The organism is Dehalococcoidales bacterium, assembly GCA_041656115.1.
Taxonomy (GTDB): domain Bacteria; phylum Chloroflexota; class Dehalococcoidia; order Dehalococcoidales; family UBA5627; genus UBA5627.
On the sequence record JBBAED010000003.1, the window covers coordinates 143564 to 157365 of the forward strand.

Here is a 13802-nt window from a genome sequence, read left to right on the forward strand (position 1 = left end):
AACTTTTTATTTGTTTTATCGGCCCTTGGTTGTTTTTGCCAGGGGCGGGAATTTAACCGAAGAAATTCTTAATCTTAAATCGCATTGCAAACATCTTTGTGCTTCGCTAACCGCTTCATCTTCGGTAAAACGGTTCTCGACAACCTCAAAGGTGGTTTTACGAAGATCCAAATCAATTAAAGAAGGTTCAACGCGCGGTTGTAAGGGGAAATCTTTTTCGCAGCCGATACAATCGCAAGGCTCGCTAATCGGAGCTAACTCTTCATCAATAATGCCTTTACCGCCCAGGTATTTATCAATTGCAATAGCTCCGGCTCTCCCCGAAGCAATCGATTGAATAATAGTTGACGGGCCGCTAACGGCATCTCCTCCGCCAAAAATCCCTTCCTTAACGGTTGCTTTATCAGTGGCAACGGGAAGCCTGCCGCCCATAATAGCGTTGATATCGGAAGTAATCGGCAGTTCAGGCGCGTGCCCGATAGCCGAAAGTATTGTATCGTAAGCGTTGATAAAGGTACTCCCCTCAACCGGTACCGGCCTTTGCCTCCCCGAGGCATCCGGTTCACCTAACTCCATCTGAGTACATTGAAGGAGCATTTTCCCGTTTTCCGTATAAATCTTATCGGGCGCGGTGAGGTAAACCATATTGACGCCCTCATCTATACAGCCTTCAATTTCTTCCTCTCCGGCGGGCATTTCTTTACGGGTACGGCGGTAAATCATATCGACTTGTTTGGCTCCCAACCTTATCGCTGAACGAGCGGCATCCGCAGCAACGTTACCGCCTCCGATAACCGCAACCTTTGCGCCGATTTTAACCGGAAATCCCATATTAATATCCTTCAAAAACTTAACGGCATCGATTACATTCTCGTTTTCTTCGCCTTCAAGATTCATTTTTAGGCTTCTGTGAGCACCGACAGCAATATAAACCGCATCAAAACCGTTCTTTAGCAGTTCATCGGAAGATTCAATTTTAGTATTCAGCTCAACCTTAAAACCGGCTTTCATAATCTCGCGGATTTCACTTTCAAGGATAGTTTTGGGTAACCTGTATTCCGGAATGCCAACCATCAACATCCCCCCAAGAACAGGTAACTGTTCAAAAACGGTTACCGCATGCCCTAATTTGGAAAGATAAAAAGCGGCGGTTAACCCCGCAGGGCCGGAACCGATAACCGCTACCTTCTTTCCGGTAGACGGGGAAATATTAAGATTATCACCCCAATTGGTTTGGTCGGTTTCGGCGGCAAAGCGTTTTAAGTTCCGGATACTTACGGCTTCGTTAACCTCTTTACGGCGGCAAACAAATTCGCAAGGGTGGTTACAGGCATACCCCAATGTCCTCGGGAAGGGTACTTTCTCTCTGATAACCGCATTCGATTCAATATATTTATTTTCGGTTATAAATCTTATGTAACGGGGGATATCAATATGAGCGGGGCAGGTTGCACGGCAAGGAACAAGCGCCGCATCCCGGTCTTCTTTTTCAATAAAACCTTTTTTATCGGTTAGCGCACCCGTCGGGCAAACTTCGATACAGGCACCGCAAAAACGACAATCAACTTCCGTTAGCGGCTTATCAAAAGAGGTGCCGATATAGGTTTCTTTACCGCGGTCAATAAAAGAAAGAACGCCGACTCCTCTAAGCTCATAACAAGCCCTGACACAGCGCCCGCAAAGGATACATTTACTCATATCATGAATAAAAAGAGGATTACTGATGTTTACCGGCCGTTCGTTAACACTGCGGGCAAGCTTCTTTTTGTCCCCGATATACTGGGCAACCGCTTGAAGTTCGCAATTTAGGTTTTGAGAGCAAACCAAACAATCTTCCGGATGGGCGGCGAGAATCAGATCCATTGCTGTTTTGCGCACCCGCCTAATATCGGGCGTATCGGTTTTAACAACCATTCCTTCTTTGGCTACTGTGGTGCATGAGGTGGGGAAACCTCGTAACCCATCAATTTGAACAACACATAGTCTGCAACCGCCAAACGGGGTAAGATCGGGGTGGTAACAGAGTGTCGGGATATAAATACCGTTATCCAGCGCCGCCTCTAAAACGGTTTTGCCTTCTTCGGTTTTAACTTCTTTTCCGCCAATATTTAAAGTGATAATATTCACGATTTTCCCTCAGATTCAGAATTTTGCCAACTGCCGACCGGAATTAACGTGTCCGGTACCGCGATTTCTTCCTTACTGGTTTTGACTACGGCATCGAAACGAGCGGGGCATACATCCAAGCAGTTTCCGCATTTAATACATTTTTCTTGTTCGATAATATAAATCATGCGTTTATCGCCGATAATGGCATCGGCGGGGCAGCCCCTCTTACAAATTCCGCAACCTTGGCATTTGTCGGGCAAAATATAAAAATTAATCAGGTTTTTACAAACTACTGCCGGGCATTTTTTATCGTTGATATGCGCTTCGTATTCCTCTCTGAAATAGCGGATAGTGGTCAGAACCGGGTTGGGAGCCGTACCGCCCAATGCGCATAGCGAGCCTGCCTGAACCGATTTTGCCAGCTCTAAGAGCAAATCAATATCGCCCTCTTCACCGTTACCTTCGGTAATCTTTTCCAATATTTTTAACATTTGCAAGGTACCTTCACGGCACATCACACATTTACCGCATGATTCGGCCTGGGTAAAGGAAAGGAAATATTTGGCAAGATCAACCATACATGTTTGCGAATCAACAACAATCATTCCGCCGGAGCCCATTATGGCACCGGCAGCTGCCAGTCTTTCATAATCAACCGGTAAATCCAAGGCGCTGGCCGGTAAACAACCGCCGGACGGGCCGCCGTTTTGAACGGCCTTAAATTCCTTGCCGTCAATCAGCCCTCCGCCGATATCGTAAATAATTTCACGCAATGTCATTCCCATCGGGACTTCAACCAGCCCGCTGTTGGAAATTTTACCGGTAAGGGCAAAAACAGCCGTGCCTTTGCTTTTTTCGGTTCCTATTTGTGAATACCAATCGGCACCCTTGTTAATAATAACGGGAATTGATGCCAATGATTTAACGTTATTTATAGTGGTTGGTTTCCCCCATAACCCGGATTGTGCGGGGAAGGGTGGGCGGGTGCGAGGCATTCCGCGTTTGCCTTCAATCGATGCCATCAGGGCTGTTTCTTCGCCGCAAACAAACGCACCGGCGCCTTCGTTGATATGAATATTAAAACTAAATCCCGAATCGAGGATATTCTCACCGAGAAAGCCTTTTTCTTCGGCTTGAGCCAGTGCCAAACGGACTCTTTTAACCGCCAAGGGGTATTCGGCACGAATATAAATATAACCCTCGGTTGCGCCGGTAGCATAGGCCGCAATAGTCATTCCTTCGATAACGGTATGCGGGTCGGCTTCCATAATACTTCTGTCCATAAATGCCCCAGGGTCACCCTCGTCGGCATTACAAATCATATATTTAATATCGCTTTGCTCTTTTTGGCAAAACTCCCATTTCATTCCGGTTGGGAAACCGGCGCCGCCTCTGCCGCGTAAGCCGGATTTTTTAACCTCTTCAACAACCTCAGTCGGTGTCATTTCGGAAAGGACCTTGCGCAGTGCGAGATAACCTTCTTTTTCGATATAGGCTTCGATTTTTTCCGGATTTATACGCCCGCAATTACGCAAAATAATGCGCTGCTGTTTGCGATAGAAATTAATATCTTTATAGTAACGAATATGTTTGCCGCTCACAGGGTCGGTAAAAAGGAGCCTTTCAACCGGCTTATCTTCAATAAAATGGGATTGAATAATCTCATCGACGTCTTCGACTTTAAGCCGGGTATAAAAGATATCATCAGGCTTAATAATTGCAATCGGCCCCTGTTCGCAAAAACCGTGGCATCCCGTAAAATCTATTTTGATGTTGGTTAAACCCAACTCTGCCGTTTTTTGTTCCAGAGCCTTGCGTATTTCGCTTGATTTCCCCGATACGCAGCCGGTACCCTCGCAGATGTAAACGGTATAATTTTTATTGTTTGCCATCATTGGCCGCCTTATTTCTTGCTTTTAGCAAGTCGGTTACTTTTTGCGGGGTCATGTTGCGCTGAACTTCGTCATCGATAACCATTGTCGGCGCCAGTGCACAGGCACCGATACAGGCAACGGTTTCCAAGGAATATTTGCCGTCCGCGCTGGTCTCTCCCGGTTTAATATTTAACTCACGCTCAGCGGTTTCCAAAACCCTCGCTCCGCCGCGCACATGGCAAGCGGTTCCTTGGCAAACCTTAATGGTATGTTCCCCGGGTTTGGTAAAACGAAATTGCGAATAAAAACTGGCAACACTGTAAACATCATTTTCGGATATACCCAAATAAGAGCTTATCTCCGAAACGGCTGCGCAGGAAATATATCTCTCTTTTCCCTGTACTTCTTGCAGTATCGGGATAAGATTTCTCCTATCGTTGGAATGTTGCTTTAAAATATCACCTATCGTCGCAGTCATTAAAACTCCTCTGTAAGTATCTCACTTATCTTTGTAAAAACATTAAAGGATTATAACCCAAACCCAAAGTCAATACAAAAGATTTATTTATTGTTTTAGGCGGGTAATTTATACCCAACCCCTGAGTTTCATTGCCTCTACAACGCGCTCAACCGCTCTGACATAGGCAGCTTGGCGCATATTGATTTTATATTCCTTGCTTGTTTCTAAAACCGAATGATAAGCGGCGGTCATTTTTTTATCCAGTTTTTGGCGAACCTCGGCTTCATCCCAGCTGTACATATAGAAGTTTTGCACCATTTCAAAGTACGAAACGGTTACCCCGCCGGCATTGCAAAGGAAATCGGGGATAACATGGACACCGTTTTGATAAAGGATATCATCCGCTCCGGGGGTTGTCGGTCCGTTGGAAAGTTCAGCCAGGATTTTGGCTTTAACTTGACCGGCATTTTTTTCGGTAATACAGTTTTCGACTGCCGCCGGAATAAGAATATCAACCTCAAGCTCAAGGAGTTCATCGTTAGAAATTTGGGTCATCCCCGGCAGGTTGCAAACGGAACTGGTTGTGCTTTTGCATTCATAGGCATGGGTTGGATCGATTCCCTCATCGTTTAAGGTACAGCAAACACCGCCCTTACTGTCGCAGACAGCGACTATTTTGGAACCGAACAGTTCTTTGCATAATCTGGCGGCATGGTATCCGGCATTACCGTAACCCTGTATCGCTACCGTCGCATTGGCAAGGTCAATTCCAAGTGTTTTTGCCGCTTCCCTGATAGTTATCATTCCGCCTCTGGCGGTTGCATCGCTGCGTCCGGGAGAACCTCCCAAGGGCAGGGGTTTACCGGTAATAACACCGAATTGCGTTTTACCGGCAATTGACGAATATTCATCCATCATCCATGCCATAATCTGGGGAGAGGTATAAACATCGGGGGCAGGAACATCTCTTTCGGGCCCCACAAATTGATAAATAGCGCGCATATAAGCCCGGCTTAAGCGTTCAAGTTCGCCGGTTGACAGTTCTTTGGGGTTGCAGACCACACCGCCCTTACCGCCACCCAAAGGCAGATCCAAAAGCGAAGCCTTCCATGTCATCCACGAAGAAAGGGCTCTTACCGTATCGATTGTTTCATCGGGATGGAATCTGATACCGCCTTTTGCGGGGCCTCGGGCATCGTTATGTTGGACTCTAAACCCTTGGAATACCTTTACCGACCCGTCATCCATTTTAACCGGCAATGAAACATGTAACTCCCTCATCGGAGTTTTGAGCATTGCGGTTATTCCCGGAGATAAGTTTAAGATTTTGGCACAAGCGTCTATTTGCTGTTTGGCTACTTCGAATGGATTAATACCCGACATTTTTATTCTCCTTTTATTTTTAACACCTTTTAGTTTAAATTATAATTTTATTTCGGAATAATGAACAAGGTCTTTATAATCAACAACCGTATTCATGGCATAACTGATACTGTTAATATCGGCCTCACCGGCAGCCGCTATCGGATTTAAGCCGCCGATTAAGACAACCCCGACGCGATTTAAATCAATCGGAACCTGGCAAACGGCTTCGCTGATGTTACCCAGCAAAAAGATATCGCCCAGTCCCGCTTTTTTAAGTTTATCGGAAACTTGTTCGGCCAGCGATCGGCATATCGAAGGGATTTCTCTGTAATTTGCCAAAATCTCTCCGTTACCGTCTTGAGTCACCTTTGAGATTGAGGTCATTTTGGCTCTGATAAATATCTCGGAAGGGTCAAGCGACGTACCTTCGTAATGAATCAGCTCAACAAAACGTAACGGTTTACGGTTTCTGATTTGTAATATCCCGCCGAATTTGGAATCGATAGGCACACCGGCTTTTAAAAGCGTGCCGTTAACGACAATACTGCAGACGGTAGCAAGGGCTTTTTTGCCCTCCGGGACAATATAATCCCCGATGGATTGGCCCTCACCTGCCACAAAAACAAGTTTACTTAGGGAATAAGGGGATTCAAACATCGGTTGCATTACTTTGAATGCCTTCGAAAAATCCGCTTGGTCAAAAGCGGTAATATTAACCGGAACAAGGCCTGTAAGTTTATCTAAATCAAAATCGGTGCGAAAAGCAAGAGTTTCGATTCTGGTTAGCGCAGACCCTACTTTATGGGTTACCATTGCCTTTTTAAGCTCCGATTGACCTAAATCGGTAATAATTCTGCCGTCGCGTTTGCCGATAAGCCTGGTAAGCCCTCGTTCATCCATTAATCTGAGATGATAGCGCACGGTTCTCTCGCTTAAGTCTATCCCGACATCTTTTAAGCGTTTGGCAATTACAGTGGAGCCGATAGCGGTCGGGGATTCATGTAATGCGTCGAGGATGGCTAATACTTTGCGTTCTATATTTGCGGTTTCAAAAACCATAATAATCTCCGGCGGTAGGCAACCATATGCCGATAATTATAAATAAATTTATAGCTAATGTCAAACAATTTGCCCGAAAAATCAATCCATTTTTGCCGTTAATTTCGCAACTCCAGCATTTTAGAGGATAACCAATAAAAATATAATTCGCTTCATTTTCGGCCAATATCTATTGACAACGGCGTTTACTGACTTTATTATGCTACTGGGAGTATCTTGTGTGAGGTACGGATATGGCTTCTAACTACAAACGGGGGCAGAGAGTTGTAATTGTACCGGCCAAAGATCAATTTGTATCACCTTACGATTCGCGGCTGGAACCTTTTGCCGGACGAATCGGGGTCATCACCGATTATTATCGTTTGGATTTACCGGACGGCAAAAAAAAACAAGTCTTTATTTACACCGTAAGAATGAAAAACGAAGACAAAGAAGTGGTTGTTTACGAGGACGAATTAAGGGCTTATATCGGTTCCCGCTAAAAAATCAGTTTTAATCCAAAACGTCCGGCTGGGTTTTCTCTTGATGGTTATCCGCAGCAAAGACGTATACCAATCCGGGGATTATTGTAATTGTTGCCAAAAGGGAAAAGACCGCTATTAAGATTCCGATTACACCAAACGCCGCAAACAAGGGGATTGCCGCCGAAACCAAAACGACAAAACCGACTGCCATTGCAAAATAGGAACCTATCAGTGTTTTACCGGTGCCGGCAGCGGTGTTTAACAAAGCCTTCTTCAGGTCTCCCAGCCTCAAAAATTCCTCTCTGAAGCGTTCAATAAAGTAGGCGTTGTAGCCGATAACAATTCCTACCGTTACAGCGGCAATAGATGCCGTAATCAGATTAATTTCATACCCCAAAAGATAGATTGCTCCATAAACCGCGGAAACAACCGGAAAAACCGGTATCAGTGTAATAAGCAGGTACCGCCACGACTTCAAAGTAACCAAAAGTAAAAGTGCACCGCAAACAAGGGCAATCAGCAAGGAATTAAGCATTGAAGCTTTTAGTTCATCGTATTGTGCGTTAAAAATATACGGATTACCGGTAAACCCGTAATCGGATATGCCTGTGGTTCCGGCGGCGGTTCTTTCAAGGCTTTTATTAAAAAGGTTAGCAGATTCGGTTATTGCCGATTGATTGTTGATATCGTTTACCGCAACAGTTATCAGTGCGGAATACTCGTTTTTACTTTCGTTATAAACAAAGAATTTAGCGGTATCGGCCGGCTTGTAATTCAGATCGTTTTCCGTCAATAAATAATTCTTTTTGAGCAGATATTTGTAAGTTGCCGAAAGTTGGCTTGCGTTATCCGGCAGCCCGTTACTATCGTTATCGGTTATTGTAACCCCGTATTCAATTTCTATTGCTTGTTTGGCATATTCGCTTTCGACTACCTCTTTAACAGCCGTAAGGAGCGGGGCATTAACAACGGAAATGCTGTTTGATGCGGGTTTTATGTATTTATTGTTTTCAAGTTCGTTAACCAAGTTTTGTATTGCTTGCAACGATTCGGGCCCGTTAAAATCACCTTTAAAATAAAAATAGACGTTCTCGGTAGAGCTTCCGTACAAATGCTCAATTGCTTTATTTTGCCCGATAACAAAATCAGAGGTTGGCAGAAGGAAATCTTGACGGTCAAATTTGGCTTCCAAATTAAACCAGCCGATAATTCCCAGTATCATTACTAAAGCAGCGATTGAGAACGTGAATTTACGTTTTTCGGCAAAAAAGATAAACAGATTACCGATTAGTTTAGCCCGTTTGGCCTCGCCGCTTTTAACATATAACAGCGCCGGTTTTTCTTCTTTTTTAAGCTCCAACCACATTAAGAGCGTCGGAGCGGCCAGTCCCATAATAAGATATGCGGCAAAGATTGAAAAAGAGCCGACAATTGCCAAGTTAGCCACAGATTCAATGCTTGAAACCCCGTTTGCGGCAAAGGCAATAATAAGGGCAAGCGCCGCAAACAGCAAGGCACTGCCGACTCTGCGCGTTGAATTCCTAAGCGCCTGTTCTGGCGGGTAGCCTTTAATTTTTTCTTCCCGGTAGCGATAAATCGCATGAATCGCAAAACTAATCCCCAAAACCATTATAAGGACAGGGGCAGCCATATCAACCGTAATTGAATTTTTAATTCCGATTAAGTTGGAAAAACCGGTAAACCAAATCAGAACGGCAAGAAGCCCGCCGCCGCACACAAGTGTAATCGGAAGCGAACGGAAGAAGATATACGCAATTAACATCATAATAAGAATAATTATCGGCGGGATAACAATATTAATATAGTTAAGCGCATCAATTTCCGGTTGTACCGCGGTATCTGTTCCCCAAACGTTAATTATTTCTTCCTGAGAGCGCATTAGTTCCAAAATATCAGCGGTAAAATATTCCAAAGCTGTTATACCCGAATAGCTTTGGCCGTTTGCCGAGATATATCCGTTTGTAAGTTTTTCTTTATCGGCATAAACGGTAACAATCAGCGCCGGCGATTGCCATAATTGAACGCCGTCAGTATTGGTTTGGTAAGAAGCCTTAAGCGATAATTCTTGGCTGAAATCGGTATTATCGTAATCGACAAAAATATAAAAAATGGCCTCTTTTACCTGAAAGTCGCTAGCGGTAAGCAAGTCCGTTTTGTTCTCGCTGTTTCGGATAAGATAATCGTTAACGGCATCCGCCAGAGAATAGATTCCCATTGTGGATTTACTATCGTTAAAGCGGTAAAAAAGGGTTGATAAACTGCTCTTTTTTAGTTCGTTTTCTATTTCTAAAACAGTATAAAGTTTGCTTTGAGTCAGGATATCGCCTCTGGTTACTTCCAAAATAAAAGAAGCCGCATAGATATCCCCGGGAAAAGTTTCGTTAATTTCTTCGTTTAATAAAATAAAGCTGTTATCGGGCGGGAAAATAGCGGCATTTTCTTTTGGCTGCATCACAAAAGCAGGCACTAAAAACATTACGGTAACGATTGCAATAAACAACAAAAAATTGCGCGGGTGGGTTTTAAGTAAATCGCCCAGCCAGTGATATATTGTTCTGCCGTAATTTGCGTATTTGCTCATAATGATATAACCGTAAATCTAATATAAGACAGGAAACAAAAGTTGTTTTTAAAACCGGAAAACCTCGCTAGATTATATATGATAGAAGGGAAGTAGTAAAACGGTATCTGCGAAGATAATCGGATAATGGGCGGGTTCACGTTTTTGAAAAGGTTTATGCTATAATTAAAAACCAAAAATGAACACAGATAAATTGTTACTTTCGGGAAACGAAGCAATCGCCCTCGGCGCATATCATGCAGGGTTGAAGGTTGCGGCTGCCTATCCGGGAACCCCCAGCACCGAGATATTGGAAAACTTATCCAAGTTTAAAGATATCTATGCCGAATGGTCGGTTAACGAAAAGGTAGCGATGGAGGTGGGAGTCGGCGCTTCTTATGCCGGCGCTCGCACTTTGGTTGCAATGAAACACGTCGGGCTTAACGTTGCCGCCGACCCGTTTATGGCGGTGGCGATAACCGGTATTAACGGCGGGCTTGTTATTATCTCTGCCGACGACCCCGGCGCAATGAGCTCGCAAAATGAGCAAGATAACCGTCATTTCGCAAGGCTTGCCAAAATTCCGATGCTTGAGCCTTCAAACAGTCAAGAAGCATACGAAATGGTTAAGGCCGCCTTTGATATCAGTGAAATGTTTGATACCCCGGTGTTATTACGCACAACAACACGGATTTCACACTCCAAAACTTTGGTGGAAATCAAAGATTTTACCCGTAAAGAACACAACGACAAAACATTCCGCTACGATTTTCGCAAATACGTAATGCTCCCCGCCAATGCGCGCGCCAGAAGGCCTCTGGTTGAAGAGCGTGTTCGTAAGCTTGCCGAATTTAGCGAAACATCCGAGTTTAATTACATCTCCAAGCTTGGTTCCAATCTTGGAATTATAACCTCTGGGATGGCGTATCAACATGTCAAAGAGGTATTTCCGAATGCCTCGGTTCTTAAGCTGGGTTTTTCGTACCCGATGCCCCAAAATCTGATTAAAAGCTTTGCATCACAGGTCAAAAAACTGATTGTTATTGAAGAGCTGGACCCTTTTATTGAAGAATACGTTAAGTCGCTGGGGATTGAAACAGTCGGAAAAGAGTTCTTTTCGATTATCGGCGAGCTGACACCGGATAATATTACCGCCTCCGGACGCAAGCTGGGATTACTGCCTGCGGCTACGTCCGACAATTCGGAAAAGAAAAGCCTTAAATTACCGGGCAGGTTTCCGCTGTTATGCTCCGGTTGTCCGCACAGCGGTCTTTATTATGTTCTTGCCAATATCGGGCGTCGTAATACAATTCCCGGTAAAAAGCAACGCGAACCGAAACTGATAATTACCGGTGATATCGGTTGTTATACATTGGGAGCCTTATCACCGATTAATGCCCTTGATACTTGCGGTTGCATGGGCGCCAGCATTGGTAACGCCATCGGAATGCAAAAAGCCGCTGTTAACGAGAAAATAGTGGCAATTATCGGCGATTCCACTTTCCTCCATTCCGGAATTACCGGTTTAATTGATGCCGTCTATAATAAAGCCGAGTTTACTTTGGTAATCCTTGATAACCGCACTACCGCAATGACCGGCCATCAAGAACACCCCGGAACAGGAAAAACCGCCCAAGGCGAAGATACCTATGCCGTTAGTTTAGAAGCAATTGTTCAGGCCTGCGGGGTAACCGATTTACAGGTCGTGGATGCCTGGAATGTTAAGGAAATTCAAGCGGCACTTAAAGCGTCGCTTGCCAATAACGGCTTATCGGTTATTATATCGCGAGGCCCGTGTGCGGTATCGGCCAGACGAGGGATTAACCCCTGTGTGGTTGACATAAATAAATGCACCGATTGCGGATTATGCCTCTCAATCGGATGCTCGGCAATTCAAAAAGACGGTAATACAGTTGTAATCGACGGTTCTTTGTGTGTCGGCGACGTCTGCCGCCTTTGCGAACAAATTTGTCCCGTAAAAGCAATTTATCATAACCGCCCCGAACTGACCGGAGGGCGTAATGAGTAGCTATAACATTATAATTGCCGGAGTCGGCGGGCAGGGTGTTATCCTTGCCGGTAATATTATCGGTGAGGCCGCCATCAGATCTGGATACGAGGTTAAAAAAACCGATACAATCGGTATGGCTCAGCGCGGAGGCAGTGTTATCAGTCATTTACGCGTTGCGCCGCAAATCTATTCGCCGATAATCGGTGAGAGCCAAGCGGATATTGTAATTTCTTTTGAAAAAATGGAAGCTGCCAGGTGTTTTAATTTTCTTAAACCGGGCGGTGTGGTCATAATGAATAACCGCGAAATGCCGCCTCTTTCCGTTAATTGCGGTGTTGAGCAGTATCCTACCGATAAAGAAATAATAGAGTTATTGCAACAAAAAACCGATCAAATTTATTTTGTTGAGGGAACCGCCAAATCCGAGGCAATCGGCAATATAAAAGTATTAAATATCTTTATGCTGGGGTGCCTGTCTCAGTTTACCGATATCAGCGATAAAACCTGGCGAGACAGTATTATTAAAAGCCTGCCCGCTAAAATCCTTGATATTAATATCACCGCTTTTAACGCGGGGGTGGAATCGATAAAATCACTCCGAACGGGTGCTTAGATATGTCCAATGATAAGGAAAATAAAAAAGAAGAAATCTCCTTATTAATTGATAAAGTTAAAAATGAACCGATAACTTCTTTCCTAAAATCCGAAATACTCGAAATCTCCGAGGGTTACGCTAAAGTTTCTTTACTTATGCGCCCCGAATTTGAAAATTTTCACGGTATAATCTTTGGCGGAATTATAATGTCACTGGCAGACCAAGCCTTTGGCTCCGCCGCCAATTCAATGTCTTACCCAAGCGTTGCCTCAAACTTAAACGTTTATTTTATTTCCGCGGCTCACACCGGCGATACGCTAACGGCGGAGGGGAAAGTAATAAGAAGCGGTAAAAGGGCAGGGTTTACCGAGGTAACCGTTGTAAATCAAGATAATAAGCTGATTGCCAGAGCTACCGGTATTACCATTCCGATTAAAAAGAACGAATAGTTCCATTAGGAAAATTGGTAAAATGTTAAAACTAACCGATAAACAAATAATCGAGTTTTTCAAAAGAAGCTACACGTCCGTAGACGGATTATGGTTTATGAAAGCCGAAGAAAAATATGATTTCGATTCGGCCCTTGAATTGGATTTAAATGTTTGGAAAATCATGCCCAAAATTCAAGCTCGAATGCTAAAACCGCTTGCCGATGCCGGTAGCCCGCTAAAAAACCTTTTATTATGTTTAACAACTAAATTAAGCATTGAAGATTTCGTCTTTGAAGTTGAAGATAATACCGATGCAGGCAATTTTGCAATTGCTATCACAAAATGTCCATGGTTCAACTTAATGATTAAATCGCAAAGGGAACATCTTGCGGGAAAAGTCGGAACGGTGATATGCGGCAGCGAATATCAGGTATGGGCCGAGGAGTTTGATAAAGGCATTTCTTTTGCGATTGAGAGTAAAATGTGTGACGGAGCCAAACATTGTGTCTTTCGTTTTAATATCTAGCTTTGTTTCAAATATCGGTAAGCCCTTTTGTATAGACAATATTCCCTTCAGGTGGTATTATACTGACAACGTTTTTGCGAACGTAAAATAAAAAGGAGGCTCAAAAACATGGAAATGAAAAGTTATTTCCGCGCCGAAATCTTCTACAACCTCATCTATATGTCTTTCCCGGAAGGTGGTTACAAATGATTAACAAAGAAAACACACAGAATACCGTTACACGTAAAGACTTTTTAAAAGGAACCGGGGCGTTATTATTGGGTGCTGCCGGTTTTTCTGCTTTTGGAGGGGCAATCTCTCTTTTCGGAAGCAGTTGCAGTAATTCAG

The 13802-nt window shown here is 44.1% G+C and carries 11 protein-coding genes; 5 read left to right on the top strand and 6 right to left on the bottom strand.

The window, feature by feature from the left end; genetic code table 11:
- Positions 1–15: 15 nt before the first annotated feature.
- From WC958_03245 to WC958_03265, 5 genes are all read right to left on the bottom strand, one after another.
- On the bottom strand, positions 16–2127 hold the full coding sequence (locus tag WC958_03245) for an FAD-dependent oxidoreductase (protein MFA5629256.1): 2112 nt from the start codon (positions 2125–2127) through the stop codon (positions 16–18).
- Complete coding sequence (nuoF, locus tag WC958_03250; protein MFA5629257.1) at positions 2124–4001, bottom strand: NADH-quinone oxidoreductase subunit NuoF; 1878 nt, start codon at positions 3999–4001, stop codon at positions 2124–2126. Before nuoF ends, WC958_03245 begins: the two co-directional genes overlap by 4 nt.
- Positions 3988–4461 (bottom strand): NADH-quinone oxidoreductase subunit NuoE, encoded by a 474-nt coding sequence (gene nuoE / locus WC958_03255; protein MFA5629258.1) that lies wholly within the window; start codon positions 4459–4461, stop codon positions 3988–3990. Before nuoE ends, nuoF begins: the two co-directional genes overlap by 14 nt.
- Positions 4462–4569: 108 nt before the next feature.
- Positions 4570–5826, bottom strand: coding sequence for a Glu/Leu/Phe/Val dehydrogenase (locus WC958_03260; GenBank protein ID MFA5629259.1), 1257 nt, complete (start codon positions 5824–5826; stop codon positions 4570–4572).
- A 39-nt stretch (positions 5827–5865) separates the two neighbouring features.
- Entirely contained in the window at positions 5866–6867 is a 1002-nt protein-coding gene (locus WC958_03265; protein ID MFA5629260.1) for an NrpR regulatory domain-containing protein, read from the bottom strand.
- 233 nt (positions 6868–7100) lie between these two features.
- On the opposite strand from WC958_03265, the gene WC958_03270 reads away from it, so the two are divergent.
- The gene (locus tag WC958_03270; GenBank protein ID MFA5629261.1) at positions 7101–7349 is read left to right on the top strand and encodes a hypothetical protein; all 249 of its coding nucleotides are present in this window, start codon (positions 7101–7103) and stop codon (positions 7347–7349) included.
- 10 nt (positions 7350–7359) lie between these two features.
- On the opposite strand, the gene WC958_03275 is transcribed toward WC958_03270, so the two are convergent.
- The gene (locus WC958_03275; protein MFA5629262.1) at positions 7360–9933 is read right to left on the bottom strand and encodes an MMPL family transporter; all 2574 of its coding nucleotides are present in this window, start codon (positions 9931–9933) and stop codon (positions 7360–7362) included.
- A 178-nt stretch (positions 9934–10111) separates the two neighbouring features.
- Here WC958_03275 and iorA point away from each other — a divergent pair, with 178 nt between their 5' ends.
- Genes iorA through WC958_03295 form a run of 4 tightly spaced genes read left to right on the top strand, consistent with a single transcriptional unit; the run spans position 10112 to position 13475 of the window.
- On the top strand, positions 10112–11941 hold the full coding sequence (iorA, locus tag WC958_03280; GenBank protein MFA5629263.1) for an indolepyruvate ferredoxin oxidoreductase subunit alpha: 1830 nt from the start codon (positions 10112–10114) through the stop codon (positions 11939–11941).
- Positions 11934–12536, top strand: a complete 603-nt coding sequence (locus tag WC958_03285) for an indolepyruvate oxidoreductase subunit beta (GenBank protein ID MFA5629264.1) — start codon at positions 11934–11936, stop codon at positions 12534–12536. The genes iorA and WC958_03285 overlap by 8 nt, the downstream gene beginning before the upstream one ends.
- Positions 12537–12538: 2 nt before the next feature.
- Positions 12539–12967, top strand: coding sequence for a PaaI family thioesterase (locus WC958_03290; GenBank protein ID MFA5629265.1), 429 nt, complete (start codon positions 12539–12541; stop codon positions 12965–12967).
- 22 nt (positions 12968–12989) lie between these two features.
- Positions 12990–13475 (top strand): DUF6125 family protein, encoded by a 486-nt coding sequence (locus tag WC958_03295; GenBank protein MFA5629266.1) that lies wholly within the window; start codon positions 12990–12992, stop codon positions 13473–13475.
- Positions 13476–13802: the final 327 nt, after the last annotated feature.